The organism is Mycobacterium sp. UM_Kg1, from assembly GCF_000972925.1.
In the GTDB taxonomy this organism is placed as follows: Bacteria; Actinomycetota; Actinomycetes; order Mycobacteriales; family Mycobacteriaceae; genus Mycobacterium; species Mycobacterium hiberniae.
The window spans coordinates 15,546-38,960 of sequence record NZ_JRMK01000027.1; the positions used below are offsets into that span (position 1 = coordinate 15,546).

29 protein-coding genes are annotated in these 23,415 nt (G+C 69.4%); 9 read left to right on the forward strand and 20 right to left on the reverse strand.

Annotated elements, in window-relative coordinates; translation table 11 throughout:
• Positions 1 to 4 precede the first annotated feature (4 nt).
• The 11 genes from LI92_RS06540 to LI92_RS23685 all read right to left on the reverse strand — a co-directional run bounded on the left by LI92_RS06540 (position 5) and on the right by LI92_RS23685 (position 6,944).
• Complete coding sequence (locus LI92_RS06540; protein WP_046317275.1) at positions 5 to 724, reverse strand: YggS family pyridoxal phosphate-dependent enzyme; 720 nt, start codon at positions 722 to 724, stop codon at positions 5 to 7.
• A 14-nt stretch (positions 725 to 738) separates the two neighbouring features.
• Positions 739 to 1,212, reverse strand: a complete 474-nt coding sequence (gene rraA, locus LI92_RS06545; protein WP_046317277.1) for a ribonuclease E activity regulator RraA — start codon at positions 1,210 to 1,212, stop codon at positions 739 to 741.
• Positions 1,213 to 1,218: 6 nt separating this feature from the next.
• A complete protein-coding gene (locus LI92_RS06550; RefSeq protein WP_046317279.1) occupies positions 1,219 to 1,683 on the reverse strand; it encodes a hypothetical protein in 465 nt (154 codons plus the stop codon).
• Between the two features lie 90 nt (positions 1,684 to 1,773).
• Positions 1,774 to 2,310, reverse strand: a complete 537-nt coding sequence (locus tag LI92_RS06555) for a copper resistance CopC family protein (protein ID WP_046317281.1) — start codon at positions 2,308 to 2,310, stop codon at positions 1,774 to 1,776.
• A complete protein-coding gene (locus tag LI92_RS06560; protein ID WP_152665362.1) occupies positions 2,307 to 2,981 on the reverse strand; it encodes a YcnI family copper-binding membrane protein in 675 nt (224 codons plus the stop codon). The genes LI92_RS06555 and LI92_RS06560 overlap by 4 nt, the downstream gene beginning before the upstream one ends.
• Positions 2,978 to 3,637 (reverse strand): DUF6474 family protein, encoded by a 660-nt coding sequence (locus tag LI92_RS06565; RefSeq protein WP_046317283.1) that lies wholly within the window; start codon positions 3,635 to 3,637, stop codon positions 2,978 to 2,980. Before LI92_RS06565 ends, LI92_RS06560 begins: the two co-directional genes overlap by 4 nt.
• Positions 3,638 to 3,701: 64 nt before the next feature.
• A complete protein-coding gene (locus LI92_RS06570) occupies positions 3,702 to 4,100 on the reverse strand; it encodes a helix-turn-helix transcriptional regulator (protein ID WP_046317286.1) in 399 nt (132 codons plus the stop codon).
• Between the two features lie 338 nt (positions 4,101 to 4,438).
• Positions 4,439 to 5,128 (reverse strand): TMEM165/GDT1 family protein, encoded by a 690-nt coding sequence (locus tag LI92_RS06575; RefSeq protein WP_046317288.1) that lies wholly within the window; start codon positions 5,126 to 5,128, stop codon positions 4,439 to 4,441.
• 102 nt (positions 5,129 to 5,230) lie between these two features.
• On the reverse strand, positions 5,231 to 5,761 hold the full coding sequence (locus tag LI92_RS06580) for a hypothetical protein (RefSeq protein WP_046317289.1): 531 nt from the start codon (positions 5,759 to 5,761) through the stop codon (positions 5,231 to 5,233).
• Positions 5,762 to 5,961: 200 nt separating this feature from the next.
• Complete coding sequence (locus tag LI92_RS06585; RefSeq protein ID WP_046317291.1) at positions 5,962 to 6,582, reverse strand: superoxide dismutase; 621 nt, start codon at positions 6,580 to 6,582, stop codon at positions 5,962 to 5,964.
• A 197-nt stretch (positions 6,583 to 6,779) separates the two neighbouring features.
• Entirely contained in the window at positions 6,780 to 6,944 is a 165-nt protein-coding gene (locus tag LI92_RS23685) for a hypothetical protein (RefSeq protein ID WP_192829993.1), read from the reverse strand.
• Positions 6,945 to 7,340: 396 nt separating this feature from the next.
• On the opposite strand from LI92_RS23685, the gene LI92_RS06590 reads away from it, so the two are divergent.
• Entirely contained in the window at positions 7,341 to 8,411 is a 1,071-nt protein-coding gene (locus LI92_RS06590) for a DUF4328 domain-containing protein (protein ID WP_046317293.1), read from the forward strand.
• Between the two features lie 4 nt (positions 8,412 to 8,415).
• Entirely contained in the window at positions 8,416 to 9,228 is an 813-nt protein-coding gene (locus tag LI92_RS06595) for a glycerophosphodiester phosphodiesterase (protein WP_046317295.1), read from the forward strand.
• Between the two features lie 16 nt (positions 9,229 to 9,244).
• Here LI92_RS06595 and LI92_RS06600 read toward each other — a convergent pair whose 3' ends face one another.
• From LI92_RS06600 to LI92_RS06615, 4 genes are all read right to left on the reverse strand, one after another.
• On the reverse strand, positions 9,245 to 9,781 hold the full coding sequence (locus tag LI92_RS06600) for a ferritin (RefSeq protein ID WP_046317297.1): 537 nt from the start codon (positions 9,779 to 9,781) through the stop codon (positions 9,245 to 9,247).
• A gap of 115 nt (positions 9,782 to 9,896) precedes the next feature.
• On the reverse strand, positions 9,897 to 11,084 hold the full coding sequence (locus LI92_RS06605; RefSeq protein WP_082109591.1) for an LCP family protein: 1,188 nt from the start codon (positions 11,082 to 11,084) through the stop codon (positions 9,897 to 9,899).
• A 26-nt stretch (positions 11,085 to 11,110) separates the two neighbouring features.
• Positions 11,111 to 11,863 (reverse strand): CPBP family intramembrane glutamic endopeptidase, encoded by a 753-nt coding sequence (locus tag LI92_RS06610; RefSeq protein ID WP_046317300.1) that lies wholly within the window; start codon positions 11,861 to 11,863, stop codon positions 11,111 to 11,113.
• Between the two features lie 16 nt (positions 11,864 to 11,879).
• A complete protein-coding gene (locus LI92_RS06615) occupies positions 11,880 to 12,719 on the reverse strand; it encodes a DUF2470 domain-containing protein (protein ID WP_046317301.1) in 840 nt (279 codons plus the stop codon).
• 133 nt (positions 12,720 to 12,852) lie between these two features.
• Here LI92_RS06615 and pheA point away from each other — a divergent pair, with 133 nt between their 5' ends.
• Entirely contained in the window at positions 12,853 to 13,716 is an 864-nt protein-coding gene (gene pheA / locus LI92_RS06620; protein WP_046317302.1) for a prephenate dehydratase, read from the forward strand.
• Positions 13,713 to 14,402, forward strand: coding sequence for a histidine phosphatase family protein (locus LI92_RS06625; protein WP_046317316.1), 690 nt, complete (start codon positions 13,713 to 13,715; stop codon positions 14,400 to 14,402). Before pheA ends, LI92_RS06625 begins: the two co-directional genes overlap by 4 nt.
• Before the next feature lie 239 nt (positions 14,403 to 14,641).
• On the opposite strand, the gene LI92_RS06635 is transcribed toward LI92_RS06625, so the two are convergent.
• Both LI92_RS06635 and LI92_RS06640 read right to left on the reverse strand, forming a co-directional pair.
• Positions 14,642 to 14,992 carry a metallopeptidase family protein gene (locus LI92_RS06635; RefSeq protein ID WP_082109592.1) on the reverse strand — a complete coding sequence of 117 codons (351 nt, stop codon included), beginning with the start codon at positions 14,990 to 14,992 and terminating at the stop codon, positions 14,642 to 14,644.
• A complete protein-coding gene (locus tag LI92_RS06640; protein WP_502691404.1) occupies positions 14,989 to 16,098 on the reverse strand; it encodes a septum formation family protein in 1,110 nt (369 codons plus the stop codon). The genes LI92_RS06635 and LI92_RS06640 overlap by 4 nt, the downstream gene beginning before the upstream one ends.
• 83 nt (positions 16,099 to 16,181) lie before the next feature.
• Between LI92_RS06640 and serS the strand changes: the two genes are divergently transcribed.
• Entirely contained in the window at positions 16,182 to 17,444 is a 1,263-nt protein-coding gene (serS, locus tag LI92_RS06645; RefSeq protein WP_046317306.1) for a serine--tRNA ligase, read from the forward strand.
• Here serS and LI92_RS06650 read toward each other — a convergent pair.
• Positions 17,405 to 17,941, reverse strand: coding sequence for a DUF2834 domain-containing protein (locus LI92_RS06650; protein ID WP_046317307.1), 537 nt, complete (start codon positions 17,939 to 17,941; stop codon positions 17,405 to 17,407). The genes serS and LI92_RS06650 overlap by 40 nt on opposite strands.
• Positions 17,942 to 18,026: 85 nt before the next feature.
• Here LI92_RS06650 and LI92_RS06655 point away from each other — a divergent pair, with 85 nt between their 5' ends.
• A complete protein-coding gene (locus tag LI92_RS06655) occupies positions 18,027 to 18,623 on the forward strand; it encodes a TetR/AcrR family transcriptional regulator (protein WP_046317308.1) in 597 nt (198 codons plus the stop codon).
• 66 nt (positions 18,624 to 18,689) lie between these two features.
• A complete protein-coding gene (locus tag LI92_RS06660; protein WP_046317317.1) occupies positions 18,690 to 20,252 on the forward strand; it encodes a phytoene desaturase family protein in 1,563 nt (520 codons plus the stop codon).
• Positions 20,253 to 20,321: 69 nt separating this feature from the next.
• On the opposite strand, the gene LI92_RS06665 is transcribed toward LI92_RS06660, so the two are convergent.
• Entirely contained in the window at positions 20,322 to 20,657 is a 336-nt protein-coding gene (locus tag LI92_RS06665; RefSeq protein ID WP_502691405.1) for a hypothetical protein, read from the reverse strand.
• On the reverse strand, positions 20,654 to 22,213 hold the full coding sequence (locus LI92_RS06670; RefSeq protein ID WP_046317309.1) for an MBL fold metallo-hydrolase: 1,560 nt from the start codon (positions 22,211 to 22,213) through the stop codon (positions 20,654 to 20,656). Before LI92_RS06670 ends, LI92_RS06665 begins: the two co-directional genes overlap by 4 nt.
• Before the next feature lie 83 nt (positions 22,214 to 22,296).
• On the opposite strand from LI92_RS06670, the gene LI92_RS06675 reads away from it, so the two are divergent.
• On the forward strand, positions 22,297 to 23,082 hold the full coding sequence (locus tag LI92_RS06675) for a lysophospholipid acyltransferase family protein (RefSeq protein ID WP_046317310.1): 786 nt from the start codon (positions 22,297 to 22,299) through the stop codon (positions 23,080 to 23,082).
• Between the two features lie 8 nt (positions 23,083 to 23,090).
• The coding region (locus LI92_RS06680; protein ID WP_046317311.1) for a lysophospholipid acyltransferase family protein at positions 23,091 to 23,415 on the forward strand (325 nt) is incomplete at its 3' end.

Genomic DNA, 23,415 nt, shown 5'->3' on the forward strand with positions numbered 1-23,415 from the left:
CCTGCTAGCCGTTCTCCGGCCAATAGAAGGAATCCGGGTGGGGTCGGGCGCCGAACAGGGCGGTCCCGATCCGCACCTCGGTGGCGCCCTCGGCGATCGCCAGGGGAAAGTCGCCGCTCATCCCCATCGACAGTCGCGGAAGGTCGTGGCCGCGCGTCACGGCGTCGTCCCGAAGTTCGCGTAGCCGGCGAAAGCACCCGCGAACCGCGTCCGGATCGGCGGTGTTGATGGCCAGCGTCATCAGGCCGCGGACCCGCAGGCTGGGGTAGCCGGCCAGCTCATCGAGGAAGGGGAGCAGCTGGGCGGGGTCCAGACCGTACTTGCTGGGTTCGTCAGAGGTCTTGACCTGTACCAGCACGTCCATGACACGGCCTTCGGCGCGCAGGTGCCGGTCCAGGGTCGCCGCCAGTCTGGACCGGTCCACCGACTGCACCTCGGCGGCCAGCCGCGCGACCACGCCGGCTTTGTTGGTCTGCAGGTGGCCGATCATCACCCAGTCGATCCCGCAGTCGGCCAGCGGCTCGTACTTGTCCTTGATCTCCTGGACCTTGTTCTCTCCGAACCGTCGCAGCCCCAGATCGACGGCTTGCCGGATCAGGTCGGGACCGAAGGTCTTGCTCACGGGCAGCACCTCGACGTCCCCGGGCGAACGGCCCGCGGCGCGGCATGCGTCGTCGACTCGTGCGCGCAGCAGCTCCCAGCGTGCCCGCAATGTGGCTTCCATCGGTGCGCCGGACCTCAGACGACGACGATGCCGTCGTCGTCGCTGTGCGCCGTCGCGCCGGGCACGAACGAGACGCCGCCGAAATCAACCACGACGTCGCGCTCGCCGGCCCCGGTTTTGCCGCTCTTGCGCGGATTGGTGCCCAGCGCCTTGATCCCCAGGTCGAGGGTGCGCAAGGTCGCCGCGTCGCGCACCGCGCCGTGCACGATCAGTCCGGCCCAGCCGTTGCCGCGGGCCAGCTCGGCGATGACGTCACCCACCAGCGCGGTATGCAGGGAGCCGCCGCCGTCGATCACCAGCACCCCGCCGTCACCCGGTTCTGAGAGCACCGATTTGAGCAGCGCGTTGTCTTGAAAGCAGCGCACCGTACTGATGCGCCCGGCGAAGTCCCTGCGGCCGCCGAGCTGGCGGAATTGGACATCGCAGCTGCGTACATCGGGACCGATCTCATCGACCAAGTCGGCGGTGGGCCGGAAGCGAGCACTCACTGCGGATCAGCCTCGGCGCGCGCGGCGCCGCCGGCGGAGCAGCAGCAAGGCGAGCACGCCGAGCACTCCGGCAGCCAACAGCGGGCTCGGGGGCCGTGGCGACCGCGGCGCCGGCGGGCTCAGCGGGTTCGGGGCGGTGTCCACCGTGGTCTTGGCCTGGGCGGCCGTTTCCTTGGCGCCATTGGACGGTTGCGCCGCGCCGTTGGTGGCCACGGCCGCCGCGGCCGGGGCAGCGGGGGTGGGAGCGGGCGCCGCGGGTGCGCTCTTGGTGGGCGCCTTCTTCGCAGGCGCCTTCTTTGCGGCTTTGGCCGGAGCCTTCTTGGCGACGGGCTTTTTCGCCGGGGCCTTCTTGGCGGGCGCCTTCGGCGGCGCCGCCGGCGGGTCTGTGGGCTTGTCTGCGCCAGCGGGGCTCACCGACTCGGGAGCCGAGGCGGTGGGATCGGGATCGGACTGGTCTTGCGGTTCGGTCATACGGCAGCTCCTCTGCGGGTTCTGGTCGCGGAAACCGGCAACGTTCCCATCATGCCAGCATCTGCGGTCGGTGACCGCCGGCCGAACAATTCAGGAGCGCGAGCGGTTGAACCACAGACCGGCCGCGACGAGTGCCACCGCGCCGGCGACGAAAGGCCAAATGGGCATGTCAGCGGGCGCGTCGGCGTCGCGATGTCCAACGGCGGGTGCGGCGTCCGACCGGTCGCCGACCGCCGGTCCCGGCTCCCCGGTGCCGGCTTCCGTCAGCTGGAAGGGCCACGATCCGGACACCACGTGCCCGTCTGCGGAGGTGACCCGAAAGTGGACGGTGTAGGTGCCGGCCGGTCCCAGCGGGCGTACCGCGACGCTGGCGACCGCGCCGGTCACCTGGGTTTCCCCGGTGGACCACAGGTGACCGTCGGGCCCCACGACGGTCATGGCGGCGAAATCGGCCTGCAGTTGCTCGTTGAAGGTGGCGCTGACCCGGTCGGGTCCGCGCGACAGCTCCGCATCGCGCGGGGGGTCGGTCGAGACCAGCACGGCGTGCGCCGCGGCGACGCCGACGCTTGCCGACAGCATGCCCAGCGCAAACACCGCCGCCAGCACGGTGCGCAGCACCCGCCTCATGTCCGCCGCCTGGCCAGGGCGACCGCGGCGGCCAGCGCGGCGACCAGCAGGGCTGCCCCGCCGAGCAGGCGGGCCGCGTTGTCGGCGGAATGTTGCGTGGTCTCGGTTCCGGCGCCCGGCGCCGGGCCGGCCGACACCGCGGGCTCCGGATGTTGGGCGTGGTGTTCAGAACCGGGCGCCGGTCCAGACCCCAGCGCCAGGGTGGGCACCGGGTGCTCTGCCTGGCCCCCACCGGCCGGGGGCGGCTGATCCCAGCGCACCTCGGTGCCGTCGGCGTATCGCTGCGCCGACGGGAAGTTCACCGTGTCGGCGTCCGGCAGCCGCATCGCTATGCGGAACAGCCCGAACTGGTCGACACCGATGCCGCCGTCGGTGGCCGTCCAGGTCACCGAGCGCACCACCCCCGATTTCGGGTCGCGGTCCAAGCGCGCCGTCCAGCCGGGCTTGGTTTCGGTGCGAGCTGAGGCGACGTCGGGCAGTGTGACGGTGAGTTCCGTTGTGGCCGAACCGTTCGGAGACTCATTGGGCACCTCGAACGTCACCATTGCGACCCCGCCCCGCACCGCGCCGGGACTGCTGGCGTGCACATGTGCCCACGCGGAACCGGCGCCGGCGAACGAACCCGCGGCGATCGCGACGGCCAGCGCCAGGGCGCGCATGCCGCCGGTCATACCGGCAGCCCCAGCCGGGCCATCAGATCGGCGTCGATGCCATCGAGCTGGTCGCCGATGGCTGCGGCGGCGACCCGGCGCCGATCGACCGGCATGGTCTCCGCGGCGGTCACCGCCGTCGACAGGTCCGACAGCCGTTCGGTGATCGCCGCGACGAACTGCTTGGTCTCGGGGTCCTTGGGTTTGCGGTCCTGCACCAGCCGCAGGGTCTTCTCCGCGCCCGCGATCCGTGCCGAGAGCGGGGCCAGGTTGCCGGAGAATTCGCCGATGCGGGCCAGCGGCACCCCAAGCCCGGCGGCCCGCTGCTCGTCGATCAGTCCGCGTAGCGCCATCGCGGCCCGGTACACCAGCGGTACGAGCACGGGAGCCAGCATCCTGGCGACCACCAGGGTCCGGCGGACTCGGGCCGGGGACAGCAGCCGACCCTCGCGGGCGGCTTTGAGTTGACTCTCGGCCGCTTTGAGCGCGGTGCGGTCGCGATTGCGGTCCGACTTGATCTGCGCTTTGAGTGCGCGGTCCTGGGCGCGCTGGGCAGCCTTGAAGCGTTTCGCCTCGCCCTTGGCTGCGAGCCGAGCCTCGAGCTTGGCGCCGGCTTTCAGCGCGCGGGCTTCGGCCCGCCGGGTCGCGCGGCTCTTGCGTTTTCTGAACAGGCCCATCCCGGCCGCCTCCCCGGTGTCTCGCTGAAACCGATCAAGCCACCCTAATCGCGCCGCCGGCGCCTCAGGCGCTGAGGTGCTCCTTGCGGCGCAGTTCGTCGATGTGGGCCAGAACGTCTTCCTGGGCCTCGGGGGAGAGGCCGACGGCGTGGGTTGCGATGCGGCGTACCCCGGCATCGCGGATGCTGTCCAGCCAGGACAGCTCCGCGTCGAGCTTGGCGTAGTACTCGTCGTCGGTGAAGAACGCAGGCTTGATCCGGAAGAAGTTGGCCAATGCGGCCATGGTGGCGGTGGACGGGTTCGTCCGGTTACCCGAGCGGAGCTGAGACAGGTAAGGGGCAGACATCGTTACGCCCTCCGCTTTGAGCGCCGCGATCACCTCCGCGGACGTGTGCGGTCCGCGTCCGGGTGGATAGACCACATCGAAAAGGCGATTCAAGCGGACGGCGAACGACACGCTCATCGATAGGACCTCCATGGGGTAGGCAGGCGGTCGAGGCGTTCTGCGCGGGCGGAGCAGAAACGCCTGATGATTTGCTGATCATCGTAGCGATAGTTACCGACACAACCAAGAGTGTTCGCGTAGCGAATCCGATCTTGATGTACGAGAAAGGGTTTGGCGCAGTTCAATCGTTGGCCTTAGCGGTCCCTGTGGTCCAATTCTCGTGTAGTACCAAGCACAATTGCGGCCTCGTCGGCGAACGAAGCGCAATGGCAAGCTTAGTCGGCGGGTCCGCGTCCTCGAGAGGCGCTCCGGTCAAGCGCAAGCTGCCCCACCGATCAGGCCGTCAGCGGGATTTGCTACCGGCCGGTGGAATCGTCTCCGGCGGTCGATGCGGAACGGCGGCGCGACGCCCGCCACAGTGCGGACGCCGACGCCACGGCCGCCAGCGCGGCGACCACGGCAACGGCCACCGTCCGCCGGCCGAGCGCCTCGTCGAGCAAAATCCACAACCCGCACGCCAGGAACAGCAGGCTCGCCGCGGCATGCAGGGAGCGTTCGGGCAACCGGCGGTGCAGCACCGCTCCGGCGGCGACCGCCACCGCATCGGCCAGCACCATCCCCGCCGTCGCGCCCAGCCACACGCCCAGCCAGTCACGGTCGCTGGCCAGCGCAACCGTGGCCAGCATCGTCTTGTCGCCCAGCTCGGCCAGCAGCACCGAGGACACGACCGCCAGCAGCGCGAAGCGCGGCTCTCCGGCGGTGGCCTGCTCGGAGCCCGGGCGGGCGCCGTCGCGCCACGTCCAGGCCGCGAAACCGATGAAGGCCACGCCGGCGATGGCTGCGATCGGGCGGGCCGGCAACGTCAGGCCGAGGAAGTGCCCGACCGTCACCGAGATTCCGTGCACTGCGAACGCGGCGATGGCAACCCCGCCGAGCACCACCCACCACCGGTGCCGCAGGGCGTAGGTCAAGGTGATCAGCTGCGACTTGTCGCCGAGCTCAGCGGCGAACACCACGGCCAGGCTGATCAGAGCGGCGGCGAGCATGCGCGACGACCTTTCGTCAGTTGCCGAGGCTAGTGACGCTGCGGGCCGGTTCGCCAGCCGCCGGGCGATTTCGGCCAGTCGAAATATGAGGTGCAGAATCCCTTATGCGGCAAGCAGCATGGCCAGTATCGCGGTATCGGGATGGCTGACCGGGTCGACACCGACGCGGCTCACCAGCGAGGTGACGGTGCCGTCGGCATCGGCTTCGACCCAGGCCGCCCGATGCTGGAGTCCCAGGTGGGGCAGGCCCGGCAGCAGCACGCATCCAGAAGCCGCGCCCCGGCATTCAGGTAGCGAGGGAATGGTTTCCGACGGCGGATGCAGCATCAGCAATGCGGACGGCTGGCGACCGGCGAAACACCCCGGGGGGATTGCCGACTCGCCGGTGACGGTGCCCTCAGCGAGCAGCAACCCGACTGCGCCCGGGTTGTCCGGAAAGTCTTCGTGGGTACCGAAAATCGTTGTGGTAGTGAGTAATCCGGGCATCGACGCGACCCGAACCGCGACACTGAGCAGTTGGGCCCACTCCTTGGTCGAATCCGGCCACCGGCCGAACACCACGAATCCGTGAAGCTCGCCCCCGGAGTGAAAAGGGGCAACCTCGATCGCCCGACCGGGTCCTGTCGTCTCCATCGCGCACCCTCCGCGACATTGTGGCTTGTTGGCTTGACGCGCCTGCTCGCATTTCAGCGGGTGGGTTATCTGCCAGCATGCGGCACCGGTGAGGGCGATTCAAGCGGACACGGCGGACCCGTGGGAATTTGAGACGGTATAGAGACCAGGAGGGGCGCCGCGCCAATCGCGCGACGCCCCAGCCGGGCCGTTGATACGACTTAGAAGATCAGCCCCGAGGCCTTCGACGTGGCGGCCTCGAAGCGAGACTGCACGTCGGCCCAGTTGACCACGTTCCAGAATGCCTTGACGTAGTCTGCCTTGACGTTCTTGTACTGCAGGTAGAAGGCGTGCTCCCACATGTCGACCTGCAACAGCGGGATGATGCCCAGCGGCACGTTGGCCTGCTGGTCGTAGAGCTGGAAGGTCAGCAGCTTCTTGCCGAGGGTGTCGTAGCCCAGTACCGCCCAGCCCGAACCCTGCAGGCCGTTGGCGGCGGCGGTGAACTGCGCACGGAACTTGTCGAACGAGCCGAACGCGTCATCAAGGGCGGCGGCCAGTTCGCCGGTCGGCTTGTCGCCGCCGTTGGGGGACAGGTTCTTCCACCAGATCGAGTGGTTGACGTGCCCGCCGAGGTGGAAGGCCAGGTTCTTCTCGTTCAAGAAGATGGCGGCGTGGTCGTCGTTGGCGCGAGCCTCTTCGAGCTTCGCCAGCGCGCTGTTGACGCCGGCCACGTAGGCGGCGTGGTGCTTGCTGTGGTGCAGTTCGTTGATCTGACCCGAGATGTGCGGCTCAAGGGCTCCGTAATCCCAGTCCAAGTCCGGCAAGGTGTAGTCGGCCACGGGGTTCCTTCCTTCGGTCAGTGCTGATCCGGTGTCAATCACCGTTGATCATTGTCGACAGGTGCTGATGAGCTGGCGCCACCCCACCGGACCAGGGGCACGGTGTGGTGAGCCACCTCGTCCAACACTGCTCTAACGGCGGAAGTACCGCAACAACCGGGGGGACCGGCAAAGGGGCGGGCGTCCCGGTCCGGGGTTCAGGTCAGGACGAGCGCAAGCAGGAATGACAGCAGTACCAAAGCGATCAGTCCGGCGCGCAGCGACGCCAACAGGTAGGCGCGCTTGTAGGTCGACGATCCCGAATGCCAAGCCGACCCCGGCACCACGGATCCGGATCCGGATCCGATCGGGCGTACCGCCATGCTCCCAGCCCCCTGCTTCGCCGCGCACCCACCCGCGTGAGGCGCATCACACCGTTACTGTGACGGCGATCATAGCGCTTTGTGCGTCCCGTGGAAAAATTCCCTGCGATAACCCCACTTACCTGCGCCGATGTGTCTGCGGCCGGTCGGCGACGGTTAGCCGGTCAAGCGATTTCGCTCGGTGCTGTTAGTCGCTGCCCTCGTTTGGGGCGTGTTATCCACAATCGATGCGCCGTGCCCTATATAACGGGCACATCACGGCGCCTGCGACCCGCGCCACGGATGTGGATAACCCTGTGGAAACTGTGGATAGCCAGTGGTAGCTGACCGGGTGTCGAGCGGGCCGGTGGTCGGGCAAACCCGGACTGACGCGTCGGCACCCATTAGGCTGGGGCGGTGATCCAGGTGTGTTCCCGCTGCAACACGCGGTGGAACGTGCGCGACCGTCAACGGGCCTGGTGTCCGCGCTGCAACGGCGCACTGTGGGCGCCGCTGACACCCGAGCAGGAAGCCCAGTTGCAGTGGACCCCGCCGGGGCCACCCGCAGCGCCGGCCGCGCCTGCGCCGGCGGCACCGAACCCGGGGCTGCGGTACCGCTGGATCGCGGTGCGGCCCGGCCCGCCGCCTCCGCTGCCTGCGCAGCGCCGCCCGCTCGGACCGACGCCGCGGTATGAGGTGATGCCGCGCTGGACGCTCATGGGAGCGCCGGTTCGCGCTGCCGCACCGGCGCGCTCGGGCGAGCGGCCCGCGCCCACGACACGTGCTCTGGAGCGGGCGCTCGGCGCAGCCGTTGCGGCTTTGGGAGTGGCGGCCCTGGTTCACGCGCTGATCTATGTCTTGATGATCGTCAACCGCACCAGGCTGCTCAATCCCCTGCTCGCGGGCGGGGCGGTGTGGCTGGGACGGTTGGCCGGGCTCGCCGCGATCGCGGCGGTGGTCGGCTGCGCCGTGGTGCTGACCCGCTGGCTGCTGGCCCGCCGATCGGCGACCTTCGCGCGGCTGCATCAGCCTGAGACGCGCCCTGCCTGGGCGCTGTGGGCCGGATGTCTGGTCCCGGTGGTCAACTTGGCCTGGGCTCCGGTCTTTGTTCTGGAACTGGCCAAGCGGGAGGACCGGCTGTCCCGACTGCGCAAGCCCATTGTGGTGTGGTGGGCCGTGTGGGCGGCCAGCACCGCCGTCGCGATCTTCGCCACGGCAACCAGCTGGGCCGACGGCGCCCAGGGCATTGCCAACAACATCGTGGCCACGGTGCTCGCATATCTGCTCGGCCTGGCGGCGGTGGTGGCCGCCGCCCGTGTGGTCGAGGGATTCGAGCGGCGGTCGATCGGCCGGCCCTCGCACCATTGGGTGGTGGTGGGAGACGGTGGCGCCACCGAGCCCGCGGCGGCGCGGCGGGCGGCGCAGCAGCCACCGCAGAAACCGTCGGCGCCGACTCTTGAGCCCGACGGGCGGGAACCGGCAGCATAGGCCCATGACCCCGGCCGCCGATGTCGTCTCGGAGCACCCGTTTGTGGTCGCGCACCGGGGTGCCTCTGCCGACCGGCCGGAACACACGCTGGCCGCCTACGACTTGGCGTTGCGGGAGGGCGCGGACGGCGTCGAGTGCGATGTTCGGCTGACCAGTGACGGCCACCTGGTCTGTGTGCACGATCGGCGGGTGGATCGGACCTCCAGCGGTGCCGGCGTGGTCAGCGAGATGACGCTGTCGCAGCTGCAGAGCCTCGATTTCGGTGCTTGGCACCCCGGCGGGCAAGCCGGTTCGTCCGAGCCCGTCATCGGCGATACCGGCCTGCTCACGCTCGACGCGTTGGTGGCGCTGGTTCTGGACTGGCACCGGCCGGTGAAGATCTTCATCGAGACCAAGCATCCGGTGCGGTACGGCTCGATGGTCGAGCGCGAGGTGCTCGCGCTGCTGCAGCGTTATGGGCTCGCCGCGCCGGCATCGGCCTCGCGGTCCCGGGCGGTGGTCATGTCGTTCTCGGCGGCTGCGGTGTGGCGGATTCGTCGCGCCGCGCCCCTGCTGCCGACCGTGCTGCTCGGGTCCGGCGCCCGGTATTTAGGCGGCGGGGCGGCGACGACGGTGGGAGCGACGGCGATCGGTCCCTCGATCGAGACGCTGCGGGAACACCCCGAGTTGGTGGATCAGGCCGCCGCGCGGGGCCGCGCGCTGTACTGCTGGACGGTGGACCGCGCAGAGGACGTCGACTTCTGTCGCGACGTCGGCGTCGCCTGGGTCGCGACCAATCAGCCCGCCCGAACCAAGGCGCGGTTGCGGGCGGGCTGACGGATCAGCGCGGGGATCAGGCGCCGGCGATACGCGGCGCGCCGACCTCCTGGCCCACGGTGATCTCGCGGGCGATGAAGTTCTCCAGCTCGAACAGGTTGTGCCCGGCGCGGTCGGCAACCCGGAGCAAGCGGGTCATCAGGGCCACCTCTTCGACCTGCTCGCGCAGGAACCACTGCATGAACTGCTCGCCGAGGTGATCACCCTCGTCGCGGGCGGCGCTGGTGAGCCGGCTGATCTGCTCGGTGACACTGCGCTCCTGCTCGAGCGTCAGCGCCAGCGCATCCCGCGGGCCGTCGAAGTTGTTACGCACCGCGTCGACCCCGGGGATCTCGACCCGGATGTCGCGGTCGAGCAGGTACTGCACCAGCATCATCGCGTGGTTACGTTCCTCGACGGCCTGGGCGTAAAAGAACTTCGCCAATTGCGGCAAATCCTCGCCGTCGAAATATACCGCGACCGCAACGTATTGCTGCGCCGCGGTGAATTCGTGGTAGATCTGCTCTTGAAGCAGCGCGTGGAATTTCGTCGTGTGAAGGTCGGTCTCGATCATGAGCGCGATGCTACCCCTGGTCAAGTGGGGTGCGCACCCAAGGCGAGGCTTACTCAGGTCAGCTTTCCCTAAGTAAAGATAGGGTTGCATAAAGCGGCGGAGAATTAGATGGTGCTTAATTCTCCGGCCCTTCCGAAGGCGGCATATCTCGGCGTAAAGCATCGAATAGCGTCGCGGCCTCGGGGCGGTCCCACACGACCGCGTCCCCGGCGGCGGTCTGAACGAACCCTCCGATCGGCACGGTGAGGGTGACGGCGGTGCCGCGCAGCGCCCAGCCCAACGCGGTCAGGTCCATGACGCCCGAACCGTCGTCGGGGCGCACCGCGTGTGCGGCGGCGCGGGGCACCGTGTACCAGCGCCGCGGATCGAGCCACACGGCCGGATCGGCGAGGCGGGCCGACAGCGCCGCCAGGAACAGTCGCTGGTGCTCCATCCGGTCCAGGTCGGCGCGCGGGGTGGCCCGGCTCCGCACATACCCCAGGGCAGCCGCGCCGTTCAGGGTCTGGCACCCGGCGGGCAGCTCGATTCCGGCCAGCGCGTCGTCGATCGGTTCCGGTGGGCACATCGTGACGCCGCCGAGTGCGTCGACGAGCCCGGCGAAGCCGCCGAAACCGATCTCGAGATAGTGGTCCAGTCGCATCCCGGTGGCCTGCTCCACGGTCCGGGTCAGCAGGGGAGCGCCGCCGAGGGGATATGCGGCGTTGATCTTGTCCTGGCCGTAGCCGGGGATCGTGACGTAGGAGTCACGGGGCAGCGACACCACGGTGGCCGGCGAGCCCGACCCCGGGCTGGGCAGATGGACGACCAGCAACGTGTCGGTCCGCCCGTCGCCGACGGTGCCACCGGTACTGAGGTCCTGCTGCTCGCGCGGGCTCAGATCGGCGCGGCTGTCCGAGCCCGCGAGCAGCCAGGTCGTCCCGCGGCCCGGTGCCGGGCGGTCGTCATAGGCAGAGAACGCCACCGTTCGCTGCAGCGTGGTGTCGAGCCACGCCGCGGCGCTCAGCAGGCCCGCCGCCCCGGCCAGCACCACCAGCAGCGCGAGCACCGCCAGACGGCGCGGCCAGGACCGGCGCCGGCGCGTGCGGGGCCGTGCGGCCGGAGTTCGCGCACCCGCAGGTCGCGCCGCGGGCCGGGGCGCCGGCGTGGCCGGGCGCGGCACGCTCCCAGCCACCGACCGTTGGTAACCCGCTGCCGGCTGTCCCGGCGAGCCCGGGCGGTGGGCGTCGCGATACAGCACCGGCGGCGGCTCCCGGCGCGGCGGTGCGGAGTGCCAGGGCCGGCCCTGCCTGCGATCGCCGTTCACCTGCCCAATCTACGTACCGCGCGCTATCAGCGCAGCCAGCCCAGCTTCCCGGCGAACAGCGCATACCCGACGAACGCCACGGTGTCGATCAGGCCGTGGGCGAGGATCAGCGGCCACAGCCGGCCGCTGCGTTGCCACGCGTAACCGAACACCAGCCCCATGGCGATGTTGCCCAGCCCGGCGCCGAAGCCCTGGTAGAGGTGGTAGGTGCCCCGCAGCAGGGCCGAGCAGCTCAAGGCCACCCATGGCGAGACCCGCAGCTGGCGCAACCGGGTCAGCAGGTAACCGACGACGATCACTTCCTCGGCGAAACCGTTGGCGAACGCGATCACGGTCAGCATCGGGGCGCGCCACCACGTGTCGTTGAGTGCCGCGGGAACGACGTCGGCGTTGAGGCCCAGAGTTCGTGCCAGCAGGTACAGGCCCAGCCCGGGCAGACCGATCAGGGCGGCCAGCCCGAGCCCGCCGGCCAGGTCGACGCGGCGGGGCCAGCCGTTCAGCCCGATGCGGCCGGGCCCGAATCCGCTTCGCCACAGCAGGTAGAGCGCCAGCGCTCCCCAGGCGATCAGTTGCAGTGCCCACGCGGCGTTGAGGCCCAGGTCGACCCAGTCGAAATAGGATCGGCGCGGGTTCAGCGGGATCCGCTGCGCGCTGAGGTCTCGCAGCACCGCGTCGGCGAGCTGCAGTACTGCGGTCAGGGCGCTCAGCCCGTAGGTGACCGCCAAAACCAGGACGATCTCCAGACGCAGGGCGCGTCGCGGGGTCGCCGGCTCGGTCACCTCGCCACGGTAGCCGCTACCGCGTCGGGCGGCGGGGGTGCAGCCCGTTGAGAAACGGGCAGCCCAGCAGCGCGCGGACCGCGCGGTTCAGGCTCGACACATCGGCGACCGGCCGCGGAAAGGTCAGCCGGACGTCGCGGTCCTCGTCGTGGGCCTCCACCCGCAGCCAGATGCCATAGCGGTCGACGGCCAGCGGGCGCACCTGTCCGCGTCGCAGCTGTGGCGGGAGTTTGGCGGCGGCGAGCCGGGCAACCATCTCCGGGTGCGCCGAGTCCAGGTGCTGCAGCCAGTGCGCCTCGATTGCGCAGAACGGGTCCGGGCGGGCGGCCAGCAGGTCGCGCACGTCGACCGCCTCGGCGCCGGTGGCGTCGGCCAGCACGGCCGACTCCGGGCTCAGCCGCAACAGCGTGTAGGTGATTTCCGAATCGTTGCCGTCCGGTCCGGCCGTGTCGCGGAACCGGCCTGCCGAGCGCGGCGAGACCACCTGCAGCAGCGCCGGGTCCGGGGCGACCGCGGCGATCCGGTCGAGCACCGCGGGGACCTCGTGGCCGGGCACCGGGCGCAGCAGGCCCCGAATCCACGCCAGGGCGCGGACCCGCTCGCGCAGCCGCAACGGTGCATGGTCGGTCAGTTCGAGCATCGCCGGCACGCCGGAGCCGGCGGCGGCGTCGGCGACGGGATCCCCGACCGGAACGGCGACCACCACGTTCCCGTCGCTCATCAGGTGGCAGACCGGCGCAGTGACGGGCGCGGCGTCGGCGCGATCGGCGATCGCCAGGAGTGCTTGGCCTCGGATGCAGGCGCTGCGAATCCGCTCGGCGGAGGTCGGGACGGTTGCTGCGGCGGTGGTGCGCATCGATCCCCTTTCAAGTGAGGTAAGCCTAACTTAATTAATGACGGGGGTGGCCGCAACCGGAAAAGCGAAGCCGGTGACGCGAGTCCACCCGCACGTGACGGCGTCGGCGTGCTGTGGCCGATAGGGTTGTCCGGTGACCCGCATCAGCTATCTCGGCCCGGCGGGGACCTTCACCGAAGCGGCGCTGCTCGCGTTGACCGGCGCCGGACGGGTTCCCGGCGCCGACCCTGTTCCGCTGCCGGTCGAGAGCACCCCGGCCGCCCTCGACGCGGTGCGTACCGGCGCCGCCGACTATGCGTGCGTGCCGATCGAAAATTCGATCGAGGGCGGCGTGACACCCACCCTCGATGGGCTCGCTTCCGGGTCGCCGTTGCAGATCTTCGCCGAAACAGCCTTGGGCGTGGCGTTTTCCATCGTTGTCGCGCCCGGACGCAAGACGGGCGATATCCGCACGGTGGCCGCTCACCCGGTTGCCGCCGCTCAAGTTCGGCACTGGCTGGCCGAGCATCTTCCGCTGGCCCAAGTGGTGCCGGCGAATTCCAATGCGGCGGCCGCGCAACAAGTCTGCGAGGGCGAGGCGGACGCCGGGGTGAGTACGGCGCTGGCCGCCGAGCAGCGCGGGTTGGCCGCCCTGGCCCAAGGCGTCATCGACGAACCCAACGCCCGCACGCGCTTCGTGTTGGTGGGCGCCCCGGCGGCGCCCCCGCCGCGCACCGGCGCCGACCGGACCTCGGTGGTGCTGCGCCTGGAGAACGCGCCCGGAGCTTTGGCGGCCGCCCTGACCGAGTTCGGAAGCCGCGAAATCGATCTGACCCGAATCGAGTCCCGGCCGACGCGCACCGAGCTGGGCACCTACCTGTTCTTCCTGGACTGCGTGGGCCACATCGAGGACGCGGCGGTCGCGCAGGCTCTGCAGGCGCTGCGCCAGAGCTGCGCCGAGGTCCGCTACCTGGGGTCGTGGCCTGTCGGACCGGCGACATGCGGGGCACGGGCATGAGCGGGCGATTGGTGCTGTTACGGCACGGCCAGTCCTATGGCAACGTGGACCGCCGCCTGGACACCCGCCCGCCCGGTTCGGAGCTCACCCCGCTGGGCCGCGACCAGGCCAGGGGGTTCGCGGCTCAAGGCGTGCACCGCCCGATGCTGGTGGCCCATTCGGTGGCGACCCGCGCGGTGCAGACCGCCGCCGAGATCAGCGGCCGGCTGGGCGTGACGGCCCGCGTGGTCGAAGGCATCCACGAGGTTCAGGCCGGCGCCCTGGAGAACCGCAGTGACGATCAGGCGATCGCCGAGTTCAACGCGATCTACCAGCGCTGGCACTCCGGCGAACCGGACATCGCGTTGCCCGGTGGCGAGTCGGCCGAGCAGGTACTCGAGCGCTACCTGCCGGTGGTGACCGACCTGCGCAGGCGTTACCTCGACGATGACGACTGGACCGGCGACATCGTGGTGGTCAGCCACGGCGCGGCGATCCGGCTGGCCGCGGCCACGCTCGCCGGCGTGGACGGTTCCTTCGCCCTGGATCATCACCTGGACAACGCCACCGCCGTGGTGCTCGCGCCGATCACCGACGGCCGCTGGAGCTGCGTGCAGTGGGGATCGCTGACGCCGCCGTTCTACCCCGAGCCCGGCGCCGACCCGGTGGGCGACGCGCTGCGTTCCGACACCGATCCGATGGGTTAGACCGCCAGCGCGTACGCCTGAGCGCAGCGGCATCCGACCGCCTCGCAGTCCAGGGCGAACGCGTGGGGAAACACCTCACCCGGGCACCCGTCCTCGGTGCACTCCGCCGCCTGGTGCAGATGGTGGATGAGTGAGCCGTGGCAGTGCTCCAGCCCTGCCCGGCAGTCTCGGCAGTGGTCATCCATGGATCGTTCTTAGCACTGGGCGCCGACAACACCGAACCGGCGCGCCGAGCGGTATCAGCTCCAGCCGAGCTGGTGCAGCCGGTCGTCGTCGATGCCGAAGTGGTGAGCGATCTCGTGGATCACCGTGATCCGGACTTCGTCGACGACCTCCTGCTCGGATTCGCACATCTCCAACAGCGCGTCGCGGTAGATGGTGATGGTGTCGGGCAGCGAGCCGGCGTAGCTCGAATCCCGCTCGGTCAGGGCGATCCCCTCGTAGAGGCCCAGCAGGTCGGGCTCCTCGGGATTGCGGTCCTCCACCAGGATCACGACGTTGTCGAAGGCATTGGCCAGCGGCGCCGGGATCAGGTCCAGCGCGTCGGCGACCAGATCGTCGAACCGGCGCGGGTCCATCTGGACACTCACCGCGGCTGGCTACCGGCGGGCAGTTGGTTCAGCCGCTCCGCGGGGATCGACGGCGGCGGGACCGGCGGCTGACCGTTGATCAGCAGCGGGCCGCGGGCACTGTTGATCAGCGCGGCCCAGCCCCCGTTGCCCAACGTGGCCCCGAGGCTGCATGCCACCTCCCGGCTGCCCGCCGTCCAGCTGGGCAGTGAGACGGTGGCATAAGTCAGCGTCAGCGTGGTGTCGCGCAGCTGGACCGGGTCCAGGTAGGCGTCGGTGAGCCGGGTGCAGGCCTCTTTGATGAACGCATCCTGCTCGGGCTCGGACGGCAAGGCGTCGGGGAACCGTTCGGCCAGGTTGACCGTGCCGGTGACCTCCTTGGTATGCGGCGCCGCGCAGTCGACGGGAACGTCGTTGGGCTGGTTGGTGGCCGGATCGATACCTAGGCAGGTGCCCGGCGGCCACACCTTCGACTGGTTGATGTCGGCCACCTTGCCGACGAACGCGGTCTGCCGCCCGCCCACGCCGGGCAGCTGCAGGCCGCACAACATGCGTCGCTCACCGTGCTGCCGCCAGGCCCGCTCGCCGGCCCACAGCATGCTGGCGACGAACTTGCTGTGCGGGTCGAACTTGACGCCCAGGTACCGGCGCACCGAGGACTCGCATTGTTCCTGGGTGATCTGCTCGATACGGGCCATCGACGGCGGGGGTGCGTCCGGGCCGTACTCCGAGCCCGGGAACATCTTCATGTCCACGGGGCCGGCCACCTCGAACTTGTGCTCCTCGGCGCAGCTGACGATCGTCGCCGCGTCCAGGTCGTCCTCCGGCCAGTTCAGGCAGTCACCGGCAACCGCGCGATCGATCGCCTCGTTGCCCTTGACCGTGCCCAGGCCCAGGGCGGGGCCGGTCCCCTTGCCTCCCGTTCCGGTCGCCGGCTGCGCATTCAGGCGGCCCAGCAGCCCGCCGCTGCCCTCGCCCAACACCGGGACGACGGTGACGAAACCGGCGATCAGCAGCCCGCCCAGGGCGGTCAACAGCAGGGCGCGCCGGGTCGCGGCAGCCGGTAGCACGCGTCGCCAAGGCCCCCGCTTGGCGGGGGGACTCTCCTGGTCGACTGCCTGTGACATCGCGTCCATTCTGACAGGCAGCCGCAGCGGCGTGACAAATGATGCGAAAGTGATGCCACCAGCTGTGGTTGTAGGGTTTTGCCGTGATCGACCTGAAGCTGCTGCGTGAAGACCCCGACCGTGTCCGCCGCTCTCAGGTGGCTCGCGGCGAGGACCCGGCCCTGGTGGACGCCCTGCTGGCCGCGGACTCCGCACGACGCGCCGCCATCGCGTCGGCCGATGCGTTACGTGCCGAACAGAAGACGGCCAGCCGCTCCGTGGGGGCCGCGTCCGCTGAGGAACGCCCCGCCCTGCTGGCCCGGGCCAAGGAACTCGCTGATCAGGTCAAGGCGGCCGAAGCCGCCCAAGGCGAAGCCGAAGCGGCGCTCACCGCCGCGCATATGGCGATCGCCAACGTCGTGATCGACGGAGTGCCCCCGGGCGGTGAGGACGATTTCGCGGTGCTCGACGTGGTCGGTGAGCCACCGGCCATCGAGCGCCCGCGCGACCACCTCGAGCTCGGCGAGGCGCTGGGCCTGATCGACATGGGTCGCGGAGCCAAGGTCTCCGGATCGCGCTTCTATTTCCTCACCGGCCGCGGCGCCCTGCTTCAGCTGGGCCTGTTGCAGCTGGCCGTGCGCGTGGCGGTCGACAACGGGTTCACCCCGATGATCACTCCGGCCCTGGTCCGCCCGGAGGTCATGTCGGGCACCGGCTTCCTGGGCGCCCACGCCGACGAGGTGTATCGGCTGGAGGCCGACGACCTCTACCTGGTGGGCACCTCCGAGGTGCCGCTGGCCGGCTATCACTCCGACGAGATTCTGGATCTGTCCGGCGGGCCGTTGCGCTACGCCGGCTGGTCGTCGTGTTTCCGGCGGGAAGCCGGCAGCTACGGCAAGGACACTCGGGGCATCATTCGGGTGCACCAGTTCGACAAGGTGGAGGGCTTCGTCTACTGCCGGCCCGAAGACGCCGAAGCCGAGCATGAGCGGCTGCTCGGCTGGCAGCGCGAGATGCTGGCCCGTATCGAGGTGCCCTACCGGGTGATCGATGTGGCCGCAGGAGATCTGGGGTCCTCGGCCGCCCGCAAGTTCGACTGTGAGGCGTGGGTGCCGTCGCAGGCCGCCTACCGGGAGCTGACGTCCACCTCGAACTGCACCACCTTCCAGGCCCGCAGGCTGGCAACCCGCTACCGCGACGAGAACGGCAAGCCGCAGACCGCCGCCACGCTCAACGGCACGCTGGCCACCACCCGGTGGCTGGTGGCGATTCTGGAGAACCACCAGCAGCCCGACGGCAGCGTACGGGTCCCGCAGGCACTGGTGCCCTACGTCGGGGTGGACGTGCTGGAGCCGCCCGGTCGCTGAGCGGTGACCGGATACGTCGCGCGCGACGCCGCGGCGTTGGCGTGCCGGTGCTGGCGTTCGATGGTGGCGAAGTAGAAGGCATAGGCGAACGCGCAACTGGTGAACAGGCTCGACACGAAGTAGAGCCACGGCCGCCGCAGCCCGCGGCGGTAGCCGTCGACGATGGTGAACAGCGGCAGCAGAACGACATTGATGATCGTGTAGTCCTGGCTGGCCGAACCGGCAGCCGGATTGGTGTACATCAGCTGGATGTACTGCGTCCAACTGCCCGGTCCCCAGATTGGGTTGTGATTGGCGCCGTGCGCGTATTCGGCGACGAACCGGATGTTGAAGTACCAGCCCAGCGCGATCGAGGCGATTCCGACCGCGTAGAACACCATCTCCAGCGGCGAGAAGAGTTCGCCGCCAGACGGTTTCGCAAAAACGGCCCGGTTGGAAGACACGATCCACCAGATGGTCGCCAGGCCGAGTACCGCATGCACGAGGAGCGAGATCATGCGGGCAGTCTCTCACCGCCCGCGTTCGGTTTTGTCAAAATTGTCGTTCTCGGCGGCCGTGGCGCGCTGCGGTACGTTTACCCGCATGCCCCGAGCGCCCCAGACTGCGCGCAGCGAACGCACCCGCGAAGCGTTGCGCCAGGCCGCGCTCGTGCGCTTTCTGGCCCAAGGCGTCGAGGACACCTCCGCCGAGCAGATCGCCGCCGATGCCGGCGTATCGCTGCGAACGTTCTATCGGCACTTCGCCTCCAAGCACGACCTGCTGTTCGCCGACTACGACGCCGGGCTGCAGTGGTTCCGCAGCGCCCTGGCCGCGCGCCCGCCGGGTGAGCCGATGATCGAGTCGGTCCAGGCGGCGATCTTCGCGTTTCCCTACGACGTCGAAGCCGTGACGCGCATCGCCGCGCTGCGCGCCGAGGAGCTCGATCCGGAACGCATCGTGCGCCACATGCGACAGGTGGAGACCGACTTCGCAGACGCCGTGGCTGAGCGGCTGCGGGCCACCGCGCCCGGCGGCGCCGCGCATCAAGCAGGCGATCCGCTGCCGGTGGCGGTGGCCGCGCGCTGCATCGCGGCGGCCGTATTCGCCGCGATGGAGGTCTGGATGCTCGGGCAGGACCGCTCGCTGACCGAGCTGGCCCGGATGTGCCGCGAGGCCCTGAACTCGCTGCGTAACCTCTAGTTACGTCAATATTGACAAAACTAGACCCGCGTGCCAGCGTTCCCGGAAAGCGGGAAGGGCGGATCGATGACCGATTACGACGCGATCGTCATAGGGGCCGGGCACAACGGTCTGGCCGCAGCGGTCATCCTGCAGCGCGCCGGCCTGCGCACGCTGTGCCTGGAGGCCGGGCGCTATGCCGGGGGGATGGCGTCGACGGTGGAGCTGTTCGACGGCTACCGGTTCGAGATCGCGGGCTCGGTGCAGTTCCCGACGTCGGCCGTGGTCAGTGCCGAGCTGGGCTTGGACGGCTTGGAGACCGTCGATCTCGAGGTCATGTCGGTGGCCATGCGCGGTATCGGCGACGCCCCGCTGATCCAATACGCCGATCCGATGAAGATGTTCACCCACCTCAGTGAGGTGCACGGCGCCGAGGCGGTCAACGGCATGGCCGGCCTGTTGGCCTGGAGCCAAGCCCCCACCCGGGCGCTGGGCCGTTTCGAGGCGGGCCGCCCGCCGAAGTCTCTTGACGAAATGTATGCCTGCGCCGCAAACGAATTCGAACGCTCGGCCATCGACGACATGCTGTTCGGCTCGGTCACCGACGTGCTGGACCGGTATCTGCCTGACCGCGAGAAGCATGCGGCGTTGCGCGGCTCCTTCACCGTGCTGGCGGTCAACACCCTCTACCGCGGACCGGCCACCCCCGGCAGCGCCGCCGCCTTGGCCTTCGGTCTGGGGGTGCCCGACGAGAACACCGTCCTGATGAAGAAGCTGCGCGGGGGGATCGGGGCCCTTACCGAACACCTCTGCGGGGCGTTCACCGCGCTGGGCGGACAGCTGCGGCTGCGCACCGCGGTGGCCGAGATCCTGGTCGAGGGATCCGAATCCCGGGTCAGCGGCGTGCGCACCGAACGCGGCGACACCGTGAGCGCGCCGGTGGTGGTATCGGCCGTCGCCCCCGACGTCACCGTTACCCGGCTGCTCGACGCGGCTTCGGTCCCGGAGGACATCCGCGCCCGCTACGCCGGAATCGACCACCGCGGCAGTTATCTGCAGATGCATTTCGCCCTGGACGAGCCACCGGAGTTCGCCGCTCCCTACGAGATGCTCAACGAGCCCGCGATGCAGGCTTCGCTGGGCGTCTTCTGCACGCCCGAGGAGGTGCAGCAGCAATGGGAGCAGGCCCGTCGCGGCGTCGTTCCGGCCGACCCGACCGTGGTGTTGCAGATTCCGTCACTGCACGACCCGGAATTGGCACCGCCCGGCAAGCACGCCGCATCGGCCTTCGCGCTGTGGTTCCCCATCGAGGGCAACGGGAACTACGGCCAGATGAAAGCGGAGATGGGCCAACGGGTGATCGACAAGATCACCCGGCTGGCGCCGAATTTCGAGCACAGCATCACCCGGCACACCACCTTCACGCCGCGCCACATGGGCACCATGTTCGGTGCCCCCGGCGGCGATTACTGCCACGGGCTGCTCAACCCCGACCAGATGGGCCCGAACCGTCCCGGGCCCACCGGGTTCTTGGGACAGCCGTTGCCCGTGCAGGGCCTGTATCTGGGCAGCGCGGGCTGTCACGGCGGTCCCGGGATCACCTTCATCCCGGGCTATAACGCCGCCCATCAGGCGCTGGCCGACCGCTGATACGGCGCCGAGCGTGTAACCAGCGCGAGAAATCCCGTTGAAATTCGGGCTGAGCGCACGTTGGGCGAGTCAGCGGTCGCCGAGCAGTTCGTCGAGCAGCGCCAGGAACTTCTCCGGGTCGGCCGGGGTGAAGGCCGGCCGGGGCCACGGGTCGCCCTGCAGATCCAGGGTGATCAGCGTGGACCGCACCGGCCGCCGGACGTCCAGCGGCAGCCAGCGCCGCAGATCCGAACTGCCCCAGATCCGGAAGCGGTGGGTGAACACACCCAGTGGCTCGGTGCGATAACGGCGGATCGCCGACAGCGGGATCACCTTGGCGGTTCCGGAAGGGAAGTGGTAGCGGCGCAACGTGATTGCCCGGCGATCCAGCGCCACCAGGCCGTCGTCGTAGGAGTTGCCGCTCACCGTTTCTCGCAGCGCAGTTCGTGGCCCTTGGCGGTCAGGCAGCGCCCCGATTTGAGGTCCCACTCCCAGCCGTGCTGATTGCAGGTCAAGATGTCGCCCTCCACCACGCCCACCTTCGACAGATCGGCCTTCATGTGCGGGCAGCGGCGCTGAATCTGCCAGTCGCCCAAGGTGATGGTCGCCGAGTCGTCATGACTTTCACCGAACCAGCCTTCGGCGTAGACGATGCGGTCCTCGGTCAGGCACTTGAAGAACGTGTAGAGGTACTCGTTGTAGCCGCCGACCCGCCACGCGGAGAACCGCGTGGACAAGAAGATGGTGTTGACCCAGTCCGGCTCGCCGTCACGCAGCACGGTGCGCACCAGCTCGGGCGGAATGCCGAAGCCGTACCGGAACTTCTCACCCGGAATCGGTTCGCGCACCATCCGTTTGGGGAAGTCCAGCACCACCGTCTCGGTGTGCCCGGGGCCGTCGAGCACCAGCTCGACCGGATAGCCGATGCCGTCGCAGATCTCGTTGCTGCGCGCCATGATCGGCTCGAACAGGTCTCGCAGTGGTTCGAGCATCGCCGGGCCGGCGGCCGGCGCCCAGGTGGCCTTCTCGGCGGCCAGCACCGGCGCCATCCGCTGCGCGTAGTCGGCGATGTAGTCGGCCTTGCCGGTGGTGAAGATCGCCGCGACGTCTGCCTGCGGCAACGGGTGTGTCAGCGAATCCAACTGCGAACCGGTGAAGCCGGCGGTACTGCCGGGAATCATCAGCAACCCGCCATCGTGGCCGTTGCGACGCAACTGATCGAGGAACACCATCTCGTCGGGGAAAATGTTCGCCGGATCGCCGTGATCGTCGTTGAGATAGCGCAGCTCTGGGTCCAGGAAGCACGGCGGACCCGCCGAGGGCACCACCCAGGTGGCTCCGACGTGGGCGACGTATTGGCGGGCGCGGTCCATCTGCCGCTGCCGCTTTTGGATGCCGAACGCCTCCTTGGCCCGGGCCGGCATGTCGTAGACCATCGGGTACCAGATCGCCCCGGAGTACTGCAGCAGATGCACGTCGACGGTGCCGAAGGCCTGGAGCACATCCAGGTCGATCGGGCGGGAATCATTCATGTTGAACACGGTGGTCACCCCGTCGGAGACCACCAGCCCCGAGTCGCCGATCGGGCCGTCGGCGGGGGCCCGCAGCGCGATGATCATCACGTCGAGGTCGCCCTTGGGGCCGTGCACGGTGTGCCGCTGCGAATCGGTCGTCTCGAAGAAGCGGTGAAAACCCAGAGCTTCGAGCTCCCGGCGCAGGTCGGGCACCGGGTAATCGGGCAACAGCACCACCGCGTCCTTGTTGACGTGGGCCGCCAGGTGGCGCGGATCGAAGTGATCGCGGTGCAGATGCGAGATATAGAGGTAGTCGCAGTCGCCGAGGGTGTCCCAGTCGAGCGAAGAGTTGTCCGGGAAGGGGAACCAGGAGCCGAAGTAGGCCGGATTCACCCAGGGGTCGCACAAGATGCTGCCTGCAGCGGTCTCGATCCGGAAGCCGGCGTGCCCGACGCTGGTGACCTGCACGTGATTCTTCTCCCGACGCTCAAAGAGATCCCATCCGAGCTTACCGGCGGCGCGGCCGGCCCCATCGCCTAGGCTTTGGTGCTGTGGAGCCTTGGTATGGGACTGTCGCGTTCGCCGCGCACACGTTGTGGCGTTATGAGGGCCTGAAAATCACCGTGACCGGCCGAGAGCACCTGCTCCCCACCGGCGGCGCGGTGATCGCCATCAACCACACCGGATACCTCGACTTCCTCTTCGCCGGGGTGGCCTCCTACGACGCCAAGCCGCGCCGGCGGGTGCGCTTCATGGCCAAGAAGGAGACCTTCGAAAACCGGTACAGCCGCCCGATCATGCGCGGCTGCCGCCACATTGCGGTGGATCGCAGCCAGGGGGCGGAGTCCTATGCCACCGCCGTGGAGTACCTCAAGGCCGGCGAGCTGGTGGGGGTCTACCCGGAGGCGACGATCAGCCGCAGTTTCGAGCTCAAGGAGTTCAAGAGCGGCGCCGCGCGGATGGCGATCGAGGCACAGGTGCCGATCATCCCGCACATCGTGTGGGGCGCCCAGCGGATCTGGACCAAGGATCACCCGAAGCGACTCGGTCGCAGCAAGCTGCCCATCTCGGTGACGATCGGCGAGCCGATTCCTCCGACCGGGCCGGTCGAAGATCTGCGCGTCCTGTTGCAGACCCGCATGCAGCGCCTGCTGGAGCAGACGCAGGACGCCTACCCCGAGCCCCCCGCCGGCGCCTTCTGGGTGCCGGCCCGGCTGGGTGGCAGCGCCCCCACCCCGGCCGAAGCCCTCGAACTCGACGCCGCCGAAGCCGCCCGCAAGGCCGAGCAGCGGGCCGCTCGCCAGCAGCCGCCGAGCCCGACGGGCGCCGCCGACTAACGCCTGCCATGGAGCCCGTCTTCCGAGCGTTGGAGCTCACGGCGTTGAGCGCGGTGAAGATCGCCGGCGCTCGGATCGACTATCTCGGACTGGAACACATCCCGGCCCGGGGCGGCGCCGTGATCGCGATCAACCACACCGGTTACGTGGACTTCCTGCCGGCCGGGCTGGCGGCGTACCACCGGGACCGCCGGATGCGGTTCATGATCAAGGCCGAGATGCAGCAGGTGCCGGTGGTGAACTTTCTGATCCGCCACACGCGCACCATCCCGGTGGACCGGTCGGCGGGCGCCGACGCCTACCGGAATGCGGTCGCCGCATTGCGTTCGGGGG